Annotated in this window: 10 protein-coding genes and 1 pseudogene; 6 read left to right on the top strand and 5 right to left on the bottom strand. The window is 72.2% G+C overall.

The window, feature by feature from the left end; genetic code table 11:
• Positions 1–93: pseudogene (locus AB0O40_RS27830) on the top strand (N-acetylglutamate synthase); the annotation flags it as partial.
• A 184-nt stretch (positions 94–277) separates the two neighbouring features.
• Positions 278–1867 (top strand): phosphoglycerate dehydrogenase, encoded by a 1590-nt coding sequence (gene serA, locus AB0O40_RS27825; protein ID WP_365047350.1) that lies wholly within the window; start codon positions 278–280, stop codon positions 1865–1867.
• Positions 1868–1978: 111 nt separating this feature from the next.
• Here serA and AB0O40_RS27820 read toward each other — a convergent pair whose 3' ends face one another.
• Positions 1979–3535, bottom strand: coding sequence for an MFS transporter (locus AB0O40_RS27820; protein ID WP_365047347.1), 1557 nt, complete (start codon positions 3533–3535; stop codon positions 1979–1981).
• 149 nt (positions 3536–3684) lie between these two features.
• On the opposite strand from AB0O40_RS27820, the gene AB0O40_RS27815 reads away from it, so the two are divergent.
• Positions 3685–4257: a TetR/AcrR family transcriptional regulator gene (locus AB0O40_RS27815; protein WP_365047344.1), complete on the top strand. Its 573-nt coding sequence runs from the start codon at positions 3685–3687 to the stop codon at positions 4255–4257.
• A gap of 100 nt (positions 4258–4357) precedes the next feature.
• A complete protein-coding gene (locus AB0O40_RS27810; protein ID WP_365047341.1) occupies positions 4358–5218 on the top strand; it encodes a hypothetical protein in 861 nt (286 codons plus the stop codon).
• Between the two features lie 34 nt (positions 5219–5252).
• On the opposite strand, the gene AB0O40_RS27805 is transcribed toward AB0O40_RS27810, so the two are convergent.
• Entirely contained in the window at positions 5253–6587 is a 1335-nt protein-coding gene (locus AB0O40_RS27805) for a helix-turn-helix domain-containing protein (protein ID WP_365047338.1), read from the bottom strand.
• A gap of 194 nt (positions 6588–6781) precedes the next feature.
• Between AB0O40_RS27805 and AB0O40_RS27800 the strand changes: the two genes are divergently transcribed.
• Positions 6782–7708 (top strand): proline dehydrogenase family protein, encoded by a 927-nt coding sequence (locus AB0O40_RS27800; RefSeq protein WP_365047335.1) that lies wholly within the window; start codon positions 6782–6784, stop codon positions 7706–7708.
• 20 nt (positions 7709–7728) lie between these two features.
• Complete coding sequence (gene pruA, locus AB0O40_RS27795; protein WP_365047332.1) at positions 7729–9360, top strand: L-glutamate gamma-semialdehyde dehydrogenase; 1632 nt, start codon at positions 7729–7731, stop codon at positions 9358–9360.
• 106 nt (positions 9361–9466) lie between these two features.
• On the opposite strand, the gene AB0O40_RS27790 is transcribed toward pruA, so the two are convergent.
• From AB0O40_RS27790 to AB0O40_RS27780, 3 genes are all read right to left on the bottom strand, one after another.
• Positions 9467–10168, bottom strand: a complete 702-nt coding sequence (locus tag AB0O40_RS27790; protein WP_365047329.1) for a nitroreductase family protein — start codon at positions 10166–10168, stop codon at positions 9467–9469.
• A 128-nt stretch (positions 10169–10296) separates the two neighbouring features.
• Positions 10297–10713: a hypothetical protein gene (locus AB0O40_RS27785; protein ID WP_365047328.1), complete on the bottom strand. Its 417-nt coding sequence runs from the start codon at positions 10711–10713 to the stop codon at positions 10297–10299.
• The gene (locus tag AB0O40_RS27780; RefSeq protein ID WP_365047325.1) at positions 10713–16982 is read right to left on the bottom strand and encodes an RHS repeat-associated core domain-containing protein; all 6270 of its coding nucleotides are present in this window, start codon (positions 16980–16982) and stop codon (positions 10713–10715) included. The genes AB0O40_RS27785 and AB0O40_RS27780 overlap by 1 nt, the downstream gene beginning before the upstream one ends.
• Positions 16983–17004 lie beyond the last annotated feature (22 nt).

The raw sequence follows: 17004 nt of genomic DNA, 5'->3' as shown, positions 1-17004 counted from the left end.
GGCGACGTGGCCGCCGTGCGCCGCCTGCTGGACCAGTACGTGCACCAGCGCATCCTGCTCGACAAAGCCCCGGTGACGCTTTACGAGGACATCCCATGCCGTCCAACCACGGACGGGTGATCCTTCCGGACAGGCGGAAACGCAGGACCGATCCGCCACTACACTGCTCAACACATACGCGTCAGGCCCACAGTGTCGTGCGTCTTCCACGCGGCTACCCCCTCCACCGCCTGCGGCCGTCGGGACGGCCGTCCGCACTGGACTTGTGAGGACCCACGTGAGCTCGAAACCTGTCGTACTCATCGCCGAAGAGCTGTCGCCCGCCACCGTGGACGCGCTCGGCCCCGACTTCGAGATCCGGCACTGCAACGGCGCCGACCGCGCCGAGCTGCTCCCCGCGATCGCGGACGTCGACGCCATCCTGGTCCGCTCCGCCACCAAGGTCGACGCGGAGGCCATCGCCGCCGCCAAGAAGCTCAAGGTCGTCGCCCGCGCCGGCGTCGGCCTGGACAACGTCGACGTCGCCGCCGCCACCAAGGCCGGCGTGATGGTCGTCAACGCCCCGACCTCCAACATCGTCACCGCGGCCGAGCTGGCCTGCGGTCTGCTGGTGGCCACCGCGCGCAACATCCCGCAGGCCAACACCGCCCTGAAGAACGGCGAGTGGAAGCGCAGCAAGTACACCGGCGTCGAGCTCAGCGAGAAGACCCTCGGCGTGGTGGGCCTCGGCCGCATCGGCGTCCTGGTCGCCCAGCGGATGTCCGCCTTCGGCATGAAGGTCGTCGCCTACGACCCGTACGTCCAGCCCGCGCGGGCCGCCCAGATGGGCGTGAAGATGCTGACCCTCGACGAACTGCTCGAGGTCGCCGACTTCATCACCGTGCACCTGCCCAAGACCCCCGAGACCCTGGGCCTGATCGGCGACGAGGCGCTGCACAAGGTCAAGCCCTCGGTGCGGATCGTCAACGCCGCCCGCGGCGGGATCGTGGACGAGGCCGCGCTGTACACCGCCCTCAAGGAGGGCAGGGTCGCCGGCGCCGGCCTCGACGTGTACGCCAAGGAGCCCTGCACGGACTCCCCGCTCTTCGAGCTCGACCAGGTCGTCTGCACCCCGCACCTCGGCGCCTCCACGGACGAGGCCCAGGAGAAGGCCGGCATCGCGGTCGCCAAGTCGGTGCGCCTGGCGCTCGCCGGCGAGCTGGTGCCGGACGCGGTCAACGTCCAGGGCGGGGTCATCGCCGAGGACGTCCGCCCGGGCCTGCCGCTCGCCGAGAAGCTGGGCCGGATCTTCACCGCGCTGGCCGGCGAGGTGGCCGTCCGCCTCGACGTCGAGGTCTACGGCGAGATCACCCAGCACGACGTCAAGGTGCTCGAACTCTCCGCGCTCAAGGGCGTGTTCGAGGACGTGGTGGACGAGACCGTCTCCTACGTCAACGCCCCGCTGTTCGCGCAGGAGCGCGGTGTCGAGGTCCGGCTGACCACCAGCTCGGAGTCCCCCGACCACCGGAACGTGGTGACCGTCCGCGGCACCCTCTCCGACGGCCAGGAGGTGTCGGTCTCCGGCACCCTCGCCGGCCCCAAGCACCTCCAGAAGATCGTCGGCGTCGGCGAGTACGACGTGGACCTCTCGCTCGCCGACCACATGGTCGTGCTGCGCTACCAGGACCGGCCGGGCGTGGTCGGCACCGTCGGTCGGATCCTCGGCGAGGGCGGCCTGAACATCGCCGGCATGCAGGTGGCGCGGGCGGAGGAGCACGGCGAGGCGCTGGCGGTGCTGAGCGTGGACGACAACGTCCCCGCGACGGTGCTCGCGGAGATCGCCGTGGAGATCGGCGCCACCTCGGCCCGCTCGGTGAACCTCGGCTGATCCGTCGTACCCGTAGACGCGCGGAGGGCCCCCGGGATGATCCCGGGGGCCCTCTCCGTCTCCTCGCCCCTTCCGTGCGGGCCGTACCGGGGCCGGTGGTCCGGCCCGCGGTCAGCGGGCGGTGCCGGTGACCGGGGCCGCCTCCGGCTGTTCGGTACCGGCCCCGGCGACCGGGGCGGCGGCGCCGGTGCCCCGCAGCAGGACGGCGGCCAGCGCCGCGGTGCCGAGCAGCAGTACCGCCCCGCCCAGGGCGGCGTACTGCATGCCGTGGACGAAGGCCTCGCGGGCCGCGCCGAGCAACTGCTCGCCGGCGGTGCCGCCGAGCCGGCCGGCGGTGGCCACCGCCCCGCCCAGGGTCTCCCGGGCGGCCGGGTCGGCGCCGTCGAGGTCGGCGCGGTAGACGGCGGTGCCGAGGCTGCCCAGCAGGGCCATGCCGAGGGCGCCGCCGAACTCCTGGCCGGTCTCCAGCAGGGAGGCCGCGGAGCCGGCCTTCTCGGCGGGTGCGGCGGCCAGCGCCATGTCGGAGACCAGGGACATCACGGTGACGATGCCGGAGGCCAGCACCGCGGCGCCGGCCAGCAGGACCCAGAGCGAGTCGGTGCCGACCAGGCCGACCAGCCCGAAGCCCGCGGCGGCCAGGACGAAGCCGGCGGCCACGACCGGGGCCCGGCCGGTCTTCTGGGCGAGGGCGGTGGCGGTCGGGGCGGCGGCGCCGACCGCGAGGGACGGGGCCAGGCTCCACAGCGCGGCTTCGAGCGGACCCATGCCGAGCACCGACTGCAGGTACTGGGTGGTGAAGTAGGCCGAGCCCATCATGGCGAAGGCGGCGATGGTGTTGAGGCCGATGCCGGCGCCGAAGCCGCGGCCCCGGAAGAGCGCCCGGCTGATCATCGCGTCCTCGCGGCGGCGCTGGCGGGCGGTGAAGACGGCGGCCAGGACCAGGCCGGCGGCGATGCACAGGGCGTAGCGGGGCTCGAAGCCCTCGGCGGCGGTCTCCTTGAGCCCGTAGACCACGGGGAGCACCGCGCCCATCGAGAGCGGGACGCTCAGCAGGTCGAAGCGGCCGGGGGCCGGGTCCTTGAACTCGGGGACCAGGACCGGGACGAGGACCAGCAGGAGCAGCATCGCGGGCACGTTGATCAGGAAGACCGAGCCCCACCAGAAGTGGTTGAGCAGCACACCGCTGAGGACGGAGCCCAGGGCGATGCCGCCGGCCATGGCGGCCGACCAGATGCCGATCGCCTTACTGCGCTGCCGGTCGTCGGTGAACATGTTGCGGACCAGGGCCATGGTCGAGGGCATCAGGGTGGCCCCGCCGACGCCGAGCAGGACGCGGGCGGCGATGAGCATCTCGGCGCTCTGGGCGTACGCGGCGCCCACCGAGGCGAGTCCGAAGGCGGCGGCACCGGCCAGCAGGAGCCTGCGGCGGCCGATCCGGTCGCCGAGCGACCCCATCGTGATCAGCAGGCCGGCGAGGGCGAAGCCGTAGCTGTCGAAGATCCACAGCTGCTGGGTGGCGGTCGGGTCGAGCTCCCGGGTGATGGCCGGGACGGCGAAGTAGAGGACGGAGACATCCATCGAGACCAGGAGCAGCGGCAGCAGGAGGACGGTGAAGGCGGTCCATTCCCGGCGGCCGGCGCGGGAGTTGGTGGAGGCGGGGTTCGTCATGGCCATGAATGTACACACGTCATAAACACTTGTCTAGAACGACCGTATGGGACGTTCGTATGTGACACACGTCCGTGACATCTGTGTGTGACGCGTGTGTGTGACGCATGTGTGTGACGTCTGTATGGAACGGAGGTATGGTCGGAGCCATGGGACACCGTGAAGATCTGCTCGAAGGCGCCAAGCAGTGCCTGGTCGAGAAGGGGTTCGTGCGCACCACCGCGCGCGACATCGTCAATGCCTCCGGCGCGAACCTGGCGTCGATCGGCTACCACTACGGCTCCAAGGACGCCCTGCTCACCCAGGCGTTCATCGCCCTCATGGAGGAGTGGGGCGAGAGCCAGGGCCCGGCCCGGGCCGGCGAGGGCGGCTCTCCGGAGCGGTTCCGCTCCGTCTGGCAGGGCTTCCTCGCCCGGGAGAAGCAGTCCCGGCCGCTGTGGGCGGCCAGCATGGAGGTGGCCCTCCACGGGGAGCGGCTGCCGGAGCTGCGCGCCCTGCTCGCCGCCTCGCAGACCGAGGGCCGCAAGGGCCTGGTCTCGATGTTCACCGGCGTCCCGGAGGACGAACTCGGTGAGGACGACCTGCGCACCCTCGGCGCCTTCTACCAGGCGCTGCTCAACGGCCTGATGCTCCAGTGGCTCTTCGACCCGGCCTCGGCCGCCTCGGCCGAGGACTTCACCGAGGGCATGCGCCGGGCCGCCGAGGGCTTCAAGGGGGCCTGAGCGCAACCGGCTTCGAGCCGGACTCCCTCGGAGCACGGAACCCGACGCCGCCTCCGCACGTCCGACCGGGCGTTGGTACCGGTGTACGAGGGGGAGCGGGATGGCACGGCGAGGAGTGCTGGCGGTGGCGGCGGTCATGGTGTTGGCGGGCGCGGGGTGTTCCGCGGTTTCCATCCCGGGGGACGGGCCCGTGCTGAAGAGCCGGATGCGGGCGGTGGCCGACGCGTGGGACGCCTCGCCGGCCGTGCAGAGCTGGCGGCAGGGCTTCTTCCCGCTGGCCCCGCTGGTGCGGGAGCCGGTGGGGGCCTGGCACAGCGGCGCGGACAAGCAGGCCTACCTGGAGCAGAACATCGTCTTCCCCGGCCGTGCGGCCGTCCGGGAGAGCGGTACGGAGGGCGCCGTCCGGTGGGCGGGCGGGCAGCGGCTGGCCGTGCCGCTGATGCCGGCGGGGGAGGCGTACCGGCGGCTCGCCCCCGGGGGCGGCAACGGCCGCCCGCACCCGCTGCGGATCACCGGCGCCCGGCTCGGCGAGATCGACCTCCTGACCAGCCGGGGGCCGGCGAAGGTGCCGGCCTGGCTGTTCACGCTGGCCGGGTACGACACGCCGCTGGTGCGGGTCGCGGTGGAGGACTCCAAGCTGCCGGTCACACCGGCCCAAGTGGCGGTGGACGCCGCCTCCGCCCTGGTCCTGACGGCGATCTCGGCGGACGGCCGGGTGCTGACCGTCTCCGCCGGGCACGGGGACTGCGACGGCGGGGCGCGGGTGGAGGTCCTGGAGGCGATCGACAGCGTGGTGCTGTCCGGCTCCGCGATCCCCTCGAAGGAGGACCGGGACCAGGTCTGCGACCTGGTCCTGCGCACCGAGCCCGTCACCGTCCGCCTGAGCCACCCGCTGGCCGGCCGCATCCCCCTGGACGCCCTGACCGGCGCCCCCCTGCCCATCGCCACCTCCGCCCGCTGACCGGCCGGCGCCCCGCCGGCCCGCGGGCGGGGCGTTACGGGGTCAGGCGGGTGGCCTTGAGGGCCATGTGGAGGAGGAGGCGGTCCTCGCCCTCGTCCAGGTCCAGGCCGGTCAGCGCCTCCACCCGGGAGAGCCGGTAGTAGAGGGTCTGCCGGTGGATGCCCAGCGCCGCCGCCGCCCGCCCCGCCTGACCGGCGCAGTCGAGGAACACCTCGACGGTGCGGGCGAGTTCGGGGTGGGCGGGGCCCAGCAGTGCCCGGGTCGCCGGATCGTCCACCGGGCCCGGCGGCAGCGCCGCCAGCATCCGGTACGGCCCGATCGCCCGCCACTCCGCCACCGGCCCCAGCCGCGGCTGCGCCCCCGCCGCCCGGGCCGCGGCCGTGGCCTGCTGCCAGGCCGTGGCCAGCTCCGTGAGACCGCGGACCGGCTCGGAGACCCCCGCCGCGGCCCCGGGAGCCCCGGCCCCCCGCCCGCCGGGACCCGCGCCGGGGCCGCCCGTACCCGCGCCACCCGCGCCCGTACCGCTCCCGCCACCGCCGCCACCCGTCCGGCCGACCGCCCCCGCCCCGCCCGGGAGGAGGCGGGTGGCCGCCTGGGTCGCCGGGGTCAGCGTGTCCGGGGTGCGCAGCCGCACCAGCAGGGCCAGCGAGCGGGCCGAGGGCGCCGCCGCACCCAGCCGCTCGGCCTCCCGGTCCGGCCCGCCGCCGCCCTCCGGCCCCGGCTCCGCCGCCGGCTCGCCGCCCGCCGGCACCCGCGCCGGGGCGGTGCACATCGCCGCCGCCCCCGGCACCGACCCCGGCAGCTCCCCGGGCCACGGGGAGACGCACACCACCGCGTGCAGTCCGTCCGCGCCCGGGCCCAGCGCGGAACGCAGGGCGGCCACGGCCATGTCCCGCTGCCAGCCCCGGCCGGCCGTGAGCACCGCCCGGAACTCCCGGGACAGGTCCGCCCCGGCCTTCGCCTCGTCGGCCAGCAGGACGCCGATCCGCTCCGCCACCTCCATGGCGGCGGCCAGCTGCGCCGGCCCCGGTCCCGGCTCCGCGTCCAGCAGCCACACGTAGCCGTGCACGATGCCGCGGTGCCGCACCGGCAGGCAGATCCGCCCCCGGAAGACCCCCGCCTCGGGCGCCGCCGGGATGTGCACCGGCCCCACCGCCCGCGCGATCCCGAAGCCCTCGAACCAGCTGCGCACCGCGGCCGTGGACTGCCGGGTCAGGATCGACCGGGTGCGGACCGGGTCCATCGCCAGGTCGTCGTCGCTGTCGTGGGCGCCGAAGGCGATCAGCCGGAAGTCGCGGTTCTCCAGGGTCGCGGGCGCGTCGAGCAGCGCCGAGATCTCGTCCACCAGATCCTGGTAATCGCCTTTCACTCCCGCATTCTCCCATCGCCCGCGCCCCGCTTCAGACAGATGTCTGAGATCCCGGCCACGGATGCGTGACAGCTGTCGATGGCAGAGGATCGGAGCGATCCTTAGGTTTCACGGTGGTTTTACTTGCGTTTCTGTGACGGCCACTGCCTTGACCCGCGGTGTCCGCTCCTTCTGCCACCCGTTGGAGGTGCCCCGTGCTGGGTCCCGCGATCCTCGCCGCCTCGCGCAGCGACAAGATGCGCCGAATCGTCTCTGCCGCCCCGGTGACCAAGCCCGTGGTGAACCGGTTCATCCCCGGTGAGACGGTCGACCAGGTCATTCCGATCGTCGTGGACCTCACGCAGAAGGGCCTCGAGGTCACCCTCGACGTCGTCGGCGAGGACATCACCAGGGTCGAGCAGTCGCACGCCGCCCGTGACGCCTACCTCGAGCTGATCGAGCAGCTCAAGGACCTGGGCCTGGGCGAGCGCGCCGAGATGTCGGTCAAGCTCTCCATGTTCGGCCAGACGCTGGAGGGCGGCCACGAGCTGGCCCTCGCCAACGTCCGCCCGGTGGTCGAGGCCGCCGCGGCCATCGGCACCACCGTCACCCTGGACGCCGAGGACCACACCACCCTCGACTCGATGTTCGCCATCCACGAGGAACTGCGCCGGGACTTCCCGCAGACCGGCTGCGTCATCCAGGCGTACCTCTTCCGCACCGAGGACGACGCCCGCCGGCTGGCCGCCGCGGGCAGCCGGGTGCGGATCGTGAAGGGCGCCTACAAGGAGCCCGCGTCCGTCGCCTACCAGGACAAGGCCGAGATCGACAAGGCCTACGTCCGCATCCTGAAGATCCTCATGGAGGGCTCGGGCTACCCGATGATCGGGTCGCACGACCCGCGCCTGATCGCCATCACCCAGGAGCTGGCCCGCCAGGCCGGGCGCAAGCTGGACGAGTACGAGTTCCAGATGCTGTACGGCATCCGCAGCGAGGAGCACCTGCGGCTGGCCGCCGAGGGCCACCGGATGCGCGTCTACACGGCGTACGGCACCGACTGGTACGGCTACTTCATGCGCCGGCTGGCCGAGAAGCCGGCCAACCTGCTCTTCTTCGTCCGCTCGATGATCACCAAGAACTAGGTCAAGGAGTTACCAGTCCCATGGACGCAGTGACCCAGGTCCCCGCGCCGGTCAACGAGCCGGTCCACAGCTACGCCCCGGGCAGCCCGGAGCGGGCGCGCCTCGAGGCCAAGCTCAAGGAGCTGTCCGAGAACCCGATCGACCTCCCGATGACCATCAACGGTCAGAAGCGGATGGGCGGCGGGGAGCGCTTCGACGTGGTCCAGCCGCACGACCACAAGTCGGTCATCGGCACCTACGCCAACGCGACCGAGGCCGACGCCCAGGAGGCCGTGGACGCCGCCCTGGCCGCCGCCCCGGCCTGGCGCGCGATGTCCTTCGACGACCGCGCCGCGATCATCCTGCGCGCGGCGGAGCTGCTGTCGGGTCCGTGGCGCGAGACGCTGGCCGCCTCCACCATGCTCGGCCAGTCGAAGACCGCCCAGCAGGCGGAGATCGACACCCCGTGCGAGCTGGTCGACTTCTGGCGCTTCAACGTCCACTTCGCCCGCCAGATCCTGGCCGAGCAGCCGGTGGCGAACTCCGCCGGCGTGTGGAACCGCAGCGACCACCGCCCGCTCGAGGGCTTCGTCTACGCGATCACGCCGTTCAACTTCACCGCGATCGCCGGCAACCTGCCGACCGCTCCCGCCCTGATGGGCAACGTGGTCGTGTGGAAGCCGTCCCCGACCCAGACCCACGCCGCCGTGCTGCTGATGCAGATCCTGGAGGAGGCGGGCCTGCCCAAGGGCGTCATCAACCTCGTCACCGGTGACGGCCTGGCCGTCTCCGAGGTCGCGCTGAACCACCCCGAGCTGGCCGGCATCCACTTCACCGGCTCGACCAAGACCTTCCAGTACCTGTGGAAGACGGTCGGCAACAACATCGAGAAGTACCGCTCGTACCCGCGCCTGGTCGGCGAGACCGGCGGCAAGGACTTCGTCGTCGCGCACCCGTCCGCGGACCGCGCGATCCTGAAGACCGCCCTGACCCGCGGCTCCTTCGAGTTCCAGGGCCAGAAGTGCTCGGCCTCCTCCCGCGCCTACGTCCCGGCCTCCATCTGGAACGACGGCTTCAAGGAGCAGTTCGCGGCCGAGGTCGACGGCATCACCATGGGTGACGTCCGGGACCTGACCAACTTCATCGGCGCCGTCATCGACGAGCGGTCCTTCGCCAAGAACAAGGCCGCCATCGACCGCGCCAAGGCCGACCCGACCTGCACGATCGTCGCCGGTGGCACGTACGACGACTCCGAGGGCTACTTCGTGCGCCCCACGGTCATCGAGTGCACCGACCCGGAGAACGAGGTCTTCACGACCGAGTACTTCGGCCCGATCCTCGCGGTCCACGTCTACCAGGACGAGGACTACGACGCGATGCTGGCGCAGATGGAGAACGTCTCGGCGTACGCCCTGACCGGCTCCGTCATCGCCCAGGACCGCTACGCCGCGGCCGACACGATGGAGAAGCTGCGCTTCGCCGCGGGCAACTTCTACATCAACGACAAGTCGACCGGTGCGGTCGTCGGCCAGCAGCCCTTCGGCGGCGGCCGCGCCTCCGGCACCAACGACAAGGCGGGCGCCGCCTCCAACCTCCTGCGCTGGACCTCGACCCGCTCCATCAAGGAGACCCTGGTCCCGCCGACCGAGTACGGCTACCCCCACATGGGCTAAACCCCCCACGGGCAGCCGCCCCGCAGAACCCCGCCCCCGCTCCGGTACCCCCAAGTCCGGAGCGGGGGCGGTCCCCATTTCCGCGCCGGTGAACGGGCGACCGGTCCTAGACCTCGGTCAGGACCTGGTCCAGGGACTTGCGGATCAGGCCGGGGACCTCGCAGTCCTCGGCGGGGTAGCCGATGGGGATCACCGCGAAGGCCTTCTCGTTCTCCGGGCGGCCCAGGACGTGGCCCAGGAAGCGCATCGGGCTGGGGGTGTGGACCAGGGCGGCCAGGCCCGAGAGGTGCAGGGCGGTGAGCAGCATGCCGACCGCGATGCCCACCGACTCGTCCACGTAGTAGTGCTTGCGCTTGGTGCCGTCCGGGCCGAGCCAGTAGCGCTGCTGGAAGACCACGAGCAGCACGGGGGCGTCGGTGAGGTGCGATTTCACGGCGTCGGTGCCCAGCGGGCGCAGGGCCGCCAGCCAGTCGTCGCCGAGCCGGCCGTCGTAGGAGATCTGCTCCTCCTGCTCGGCGGCGGCCCGGATCTGGGCCCGCACCTGAGGGTCCTTGACCAGGACGAAGGTCCACGGCTGCTGGTGCGCTCCGGAGGGCGCGGTGGCGGCGCAGGCGACCGCGTCCCGGACCACCTGCTCCGGCACCGGGTCGGGCGAGAAGCGGCGGACCGTGCGCCGCTCGTCCATCCGGCCGCGCAGGTGCGCCGCGGTGTCGGCGGACTCCTGCGCGGGCATCCGCTCGGGCCGGTAGGGGACGGGCCGGTAGGGCTCCCCGTGGGTGGGCGTCCACTGCTGCGTAGTTGGCGACATGGGCCTGAGTGTCAGGCGGCCCGGCACCCCGCCGCGCCCCGATTTCCGGCCTTTTCCGGACCTTCGGCGAGACGGCGACGCCCCGGCGGGAAGATCCCGCCGGGGCGTCGCCACTCACCGGTGCCGGCCTAGGCCGGCCGGCCCGTCCAGTTCTCCGGCACCAGCGGCGCCGGCATCAGGTACGCGGCGAAGGCGACCTGCGCGAGGAACTGGAAGACCAGCGGTTCGCCGGTGCTCATCCCCAGCAGGGGCCAGATGAAGAAGACCATCGGGAACGCCAGCGCGGTGCGGAACCGGGCCGGTGCCATGGACGTGTGCGCGAGCCCGGCGACCACCGCCAGGAGCAGGGTCGGCCCCCCGATGAGCGCCAGCATGCCGAGCGCGGTCCGCATGTCCTGGGCGAAGGAGTCGTCCCACGGGACCACCAGGGAGATCACCACCCAGGTGGCCATGTGGAGCGCCGCATAGGTCAGCACGCACCGGCCGATCCGCCCGAGCACCCGGCGCATGCCGGGTCCCGCCGCGGTCTGCGTCGTGTGCGTCATCAGCAGCCCTTCGTGCATCGGCCGTCCGTCCAGGTCTTGTCGATCTTGTCGCCCCAGAACGGAGCCGAGTCCATGCCGGTGTCGCTCGCCATCCGGTCCGAGGCGATGAGGCGGGGCGCCTGGCCGGTACGGTACTGCGTCACCTCCATGTCGGGGTAGGCGTCCCCGGACCTGCTGACCGTCACGGAGCTCTTCGTCGCCTTGATCTTGATGTCGTTGTCGACGGCGAAGAGGTTCATGAGGCTGTTCACGGCGTGCACCCCCAGGTCGAGCTGTTCGGACGTGGACTGGTGCCCGAAGGTGTCGTAGTCGAGCACGTTGTCGCCGCCGATGGTGTCGCCCGAGATGCCGCCGACCTTCAGGCGGTTGGCCGGGATCATGTGGCCCGGCTTCTCCACCATCTTCAGGTTCGCGTCGGCGAGCAGACCCACCCCGCTGCTCACCGCGACCTTGGTGGGCGTCGTGTGCGATGCGGCGATGGTGAAGCTGACGTCACCCGACTCCGTGTTCCAGAACATCGACATGCGGTAGGGGGCGTGCGGGTCGTCCTTCACCACCTCGCGGTCGTCGCCGACCAGCATGCCCAGCGCCGCCTCCTTGGTGTGGATGAAGAAGGTGAGCCGGATGATGCCCCGGTTCGGACCCTTGGCGACCTTGAACGTGCCGCGCACCGAACCCAGCGGCTTGGTGCCCCAGCCCGCGTCCATGACCTCGTCGATCCAGTCGTCCGCCGGCGGGTCCGACGGCGGCGGGTCCGACTTGGGCTTGGAGGTGACCGGCATGCCGCCGCGGCACTCGATCAGGCCCTGCCAGCACTCCATCAGCTGCCGGCCGGTGGGGTCGCCCTTCGTGGTCGGGTTGTTGTCGGCGTACGTGTAGCCCTGCGCGGCCTGCGGGTCGTCCAGGTCCAGGACCGGGTCGACGCTCAGGAACCGGCCGGTGGCCGGGTCGTACTCGCGCGCCCCCAGGTGCACGGTCAGGGTGGCCTCGTCGGTGGTGCCGCCGAGGAAGCCCCGGTCGCCGGCCCAGGTGCCGGGCTGCGCGCCGCGGGCCGCGCCGAAGGGAGCGGTCTTGCGGCGGGTGACGGTCTGCGCGGCGTCCGCGGTCACCTGGATGGTGCCGGTGCCGTGGTGGTCGCCGAAGGTGAAGGTCAGCACCGTACCGGTGCGGACCGCGACCGTGCGGCCGTCGGCCGCGTAGGTGCGGGTGCCGCTGACCTTGCCGCTCTTGGACAGGTGCAGCTCGTTGCCCTGGGACAGGGTGAGCGTGGTGCCCGAGGCGTCCCGGGCGATCAGCCGCTGGCCGTCGGTGTCGTAGAGGTAGCTCGCCTTCTCCGTGGTGCCCTCCTTGACGGAGCCGAGGTGGCCCTCGTCGTCCCACAGGAAGGTCTGCACCGGGGCGGTGCCGAGCTTGCGGGTCTCGGTGTTGCCCATCTCGTCGTAGGTGTACGTCTCGTCCCGCGCACCCGCGCCGGTCTGGGTGACCTTGGGCAGGTCGTGCGTGCCCGCGGTCGGCGCGGCGTACGTGCGCACGGCGTCGGCGGACGGACCCGCGGCGGTCTTGTGCTGCGTCTCCGAGGTGCGGTTGCCCACCGCGTCGTAGGCGTACGAGGTCCAGTAGGCGTCCTCGCCGCCCACCGCGGTGGCCGAAGGGGCCGCGGAGCACTGGGCGTTCCGGTCCGTCCAGGCCTCCGTGATCCGCGTCAGGGCGTCCAGCGCGAAGCACTGGTTGTCCGTGGTGCGGGCGGTGTCCTGGCCGTACGAGGTGGAGACGGAGCGGACGTTGCCCGCGGGGTCGTAGCGGTAGTGCGCGTCCTCGATCCGCTGCGGTGCCGCCTCCCGGTCCAGGTAGGAGTCGGTGAGCGAGCCGGTGTGCTCGTCGAAGACGTGCGAGGAGGTGATGGTCCGGCCGAACTCGCCGAACTTCTGGACGATGTTGCGCCCGTAGTGGTCGTAGGTCGTCTCGTTGACCAGCGGGTCAGTGCCGGCGCCCACGGTGGAGAGCAGGCCCGCGACCGGACTGTAGGTGTTGGCGACCTTCTCCGCCGGCAGGTCGCCGAGGGCGGGCTGCTGGGTCCACATCACCTGGCCGGTGTTGAGGTTGTAGGAGGTCGTCCACTTGTACGTACCGGCCAGCGCACCCTCGGCGGCGGGGATCACCGTCTGGGTCACCACCGGCTGGTAGACGCTGTTGTACGCGGTGACCGAGGACTCGTAGGCGCTGCCGTTCACCCAGCGCGTGGACTTCGACACCTGGCCCTTGGCGACGGTGTCGTACTCCCAGGTGGCGAGGGTGGTGGTGCCCTTCTTCAGCGCGGTGCGCCGGCCCAGCTCGTCGAAGTCGCTGTGCAGGGACACCCCGCGGGCGTCCAGCACGTCCGTGATCCGGTCACCGGTGTCGTAGGTGCTCTTGACCAGGCCCTTGTCCGGGTCGGTCGCGTCCGTCTGGCGGCCCCGGACGTCGTACTTGTACGACCAGGAGGCGCCCGAGGGATCGGTCACCGAGGCGAGCCGGCCCAGCCGGTCGTAGGCGCGCCTGGTCACCTGCGCGACCTTGCGGGCGGCGTCGGCGTACTGGCGCAGCTCTACGGTCCGGCCCAGGGCGTCGGTCACGGTGGTGGCCGCGACCCCGCCGGCCGGCGGGACGACCGTGGTGGTGTCGCCGGTGTACGTGGTGGTGGTGCGCTTGGTCTCGTCGCCGAACCGGCGGGAGACCACCGCGGTCACCCGGCCGGCCCCGTCGAACTCGGTGTCCGTGGACGCCGGGTACTTCAGCTCCTGCCCGGTGACCAGGACCGGTTCGGCCGGGCCGGTGGCGTAGAAGACGCCCGAGTTGCGCCAGGCCTGGCCACGGCTGTCGTAGAAGGTCTCGGTCACCAGCCGGCCGGACTGGTCGGGGGAGGCCTTCTGGGTCTGCCGCTCGCGCAGCAGACCGTCGTGGAAGGAGTAGGACACGGCGTACGTGCCGTCGTGCGTCAGCGACTTGGTGGTGACCACCAGCGGGCCGTCGTTGCGCACCAGGTACTCGAACGACAGGTTCGGCGAGTCCGGGTAGGTGGCGGCCGACCGGGTCGGCTTCCACACCTTGACCAGGCGGCCGAGGGCGTCGTACCGGGTCGTGGTGACCTTGCCGTTCGCGTCGGTGAGCTGAGTGGTCTGGCCGCGCAGCGGCTCGGTCACGGTGGTGGCGGTGTGCCCCTTGGGGTTGGTGACCACGGTCTGGGTGGGCACCTCGCCGGTGGCGGGGGTGTACGCGGTGGTGGTGGCCTTGCCGTAGGCGTCGGCCGTGCTCAGCGCCCGGCCGTAGACGTCGTAGCTCGCGAGCGGGGTGCTGGAGACGGTCGAGTAGCCCGATCCGCTGCCGTTGATCCGCTCCTTCCTCGTCACCAGACCGCGGGTCGGGGCGGCCCCGAAGGCGCCCCCGTCGTACCAGGAGCGGACGTCGTCGATCACGTCGGCGGGGCGGGAGACCGGCTTGCCGCAGAGCACGGCGGTGATCTCGACCCGGCTGACCTTCTCGACGATCGCGCTGCCCGCGCCGCGCGCGTAGCTGGTCGTGGTGCACTTCTCGTCGCCGGGCACGGCGGCGTCACCGGTCTCGGAGACCTGGTCGACCATGCCGTACGCGTCGAAGTGCCGGGTCAGAGCGGTGCTACGGGTGCCGGCGGCCACGGTCTGCCGGGTGGTCTCCTTCTCCACGCCGGTCTTGTACGCGACCAGGTCCGGCAGGCCGGAGCGGGTGCGCGTGTTGCCCGGGGCCGAGCGCCACGGGGTGTACGACACCGAGGACACCGGCTTCGCGGTGTCGTCCCCGTCGTACTGGATCTTCTCGCGGACCATGCCCGCGAACTCCTCGCGGTCGGTCACCGCCTCGCCCGCCGTGTCCTTCACCGCGGCCCCGTCGATGCCCCGGAAGAACCGGGTCTCGTCCAGCGTCCGGGGGTCGGACCCGTCTCCCGTGCGGGTCTGCACCCGGCCGTATCCGCGGGGCACCGAGTACGCGCGGTCCTCGGCCTTGGTGAACTCGTCGGTGCTCTTGGCCCAGGCGGCGCCGCCGAGGTAGGAGTACGTGCTCACCTTGTCCGGGGACTCGACGAGGTTGTCGCCCTCGGCCACGGCCGTCACCACGTACGAGTTGAACCAGTCCTGCTTGGCCTTGTCGCCCTCGAAGGCCCACTTCACCGGGTAGCAGCGGGTGGTGTTGGTGGCGTCCGGCGCGGGCAGCGAGGCGGCCGTGCAGTCCGGCTGCGAGTAGGTGACGCCGATGGTGCCGCCGGTCTCCGTGGTGATCTGGTAGAGGCGCAGCCGTACGAAGGGCGCCAGCCCGTCACCGAGCTTGTCCACGCGGTTGGGCCGCTGCTCGCCGGCGAAGGTGACCGGCGGGGTGGTGAGGGTGCCGCCGGCCTTGCCGGTGCGCTGGACGGAGGCCAGCCACATCGGGGTCGAGACGCCGTCGCCCGAGGCGGGGAAGTCCTGCTTGAGGGTCCAGGTGTCCACGTCCTTGTACGCGCCGCCGGTGAGCACCTTGGTGGTGATCGAGGCGAGCCGCATCCGGGACCAGAAGGTCGGCGAGTACTTGTCCTTGCACTCGGTGGCGCCGTCCTTGCAGTACTGGTCGAAGGGGACGTCGGGCCAGTTCTTGGCGTTCGCCTCGTCGAAGGTCGTGCAGCCGGTCAGGCAGCGCTCGCCGGTGTCGAAGACGACCTTCGCCATGGCCTTGCCGGTGTAGACGGCGTCGCCCCGCAGGCCGTAGTCGATGTGGTCGAGGTAGCCCGCCCGGTCGTACGGGGTGACCGTGGACTTGCCGGTGGTCTCGCTGACGTTGCGGCCGTAGTTGTTCGACTCGCTCTTCCAGTACAGCGCCATGGCGTTGTCGTTGGGGTCGACCACGTAGTCCAGCTGCCAGCGCCAGGCCTGCTGGCACCAGGCGCTCGCGAAGGAGGAGTTGTAGCAGGGCTCGCCGGACTGGTTGCCGAAGACCGGGACGGTGAGGGTGGAGTCGGTGACCGGGTCGTCGGCTGCGGTGCCGTTGTCCTTCCAGCCGGGCAGCCGGTTCAGGCCGAAGAAGTACTGGGTGCCGTCGGTCGTGGTGACCTTCCAGTGCTCGCCCTCGCCGTCCACGCCGGCGGTGCCCTTGTCGCCGTTGACGGCGCCGGTCAGCTTCTCGACCTTCTCGCCCGAGTCGCCCACGGCCTGCCAGCCCTTGCCGGCCTCGTAGACCAGCTCGGTGTTCTTGCCGTTCAGCGACAGCGTGGCGTTGTCGTTGTACCAGCACAGGTCGCCGACCCGGGTGGTGTTGGTCGAGCCCGTCTTGTCGTCGTTGCAGGACTTGTACCGGCGTTCCACGAAGCCGGGCTCCCAGTTCCAGCCGTCGCCGATCCAGGACGGCTGCGCGTTGGCGGCAGCCGTCCGGCCGTCCACCGACTGGGAGTTGTACCCGAGGGCGACCTTGGGGGAGAGGCCGCCGGGAACCGACGGCACGGCGATCGGGGTCGACCAGGTGAAGGCGCCGGTGGCGCCGCCCGCGGTCCAGGAGCCCGAGGCCTGGAGCGAGGTGGCCTTGTAGTCGCCGGTCGGGCCGCCGGACTCGGCGGTGGCGGCCAGGACGGTGGCGGCGGAGCCTGCCGCGGTCTTCGCGGTGAGCCGGCCCGTGCGCGTGTCGTTGACCGTGTGCAGCGGCTTGTGGGTCCGGCACTTCGCCAGCGCGGGCGTGGTCAGGGCGCAGCCCGGCAGTTCGACCAGGCGCAGCCGGCCGGCCCAGTCGCCGCCGTAGGCGTCCCGGAAGGCGGCGTAGTCGACCTGCACCCGGGCGGGGACCGGGGCCCGGCCGCCGTCGGCGCGGCCGACCGAGAGCAGCAGCCCGTCGACCCCCGCCCGGCGGGCGGCCTCCTTGGCGGCCACGGTCACCGTGAACCGGGGCGCGGCGGCCCGGTCGGCCGCGGCCGCCCCGGACTTCGGGGCCGTCGGCGCCTCCGGGAGCACCGAGACGGGCAGCCCGCCCGCTCGGCCGCCGGTCGCCGGGGCCTGTGCCGACCCCGCGCGCGGCCAGCTGGCCCGCGGCACGCGGGTGGTCCACGCGTGTGCGGCGGCCGCGTCCGGCCACCGCTTGCCGCCGATGGCGGTCTCCGTCACCGGGACCGGCTTCGGCTGCCGGACGCCCGGCGCGGGCGCGCCCGCGGCCTCCAGGGCCACCGCCGTCGAGGGCAGTAGTCCGGCCAGCAGGGCGGCCGCCACGGCCGCCGGTATTCGACGCTTGACAAAACGCCTCACGCAACTCCTCCAAATACCTCGC

It is taken from the genome of Streptomyces sp. NPDC089919, from assembly GCF_040684615.1.
Classification (GTDB): Bacteria; Actinomycetota; Actinomycetes; order Streptomycetales; family Streptomycetaceae; genus Streptomyces.
This window is presented reverse-complemented; position numbering and strand designations above follow the sequence as displayed.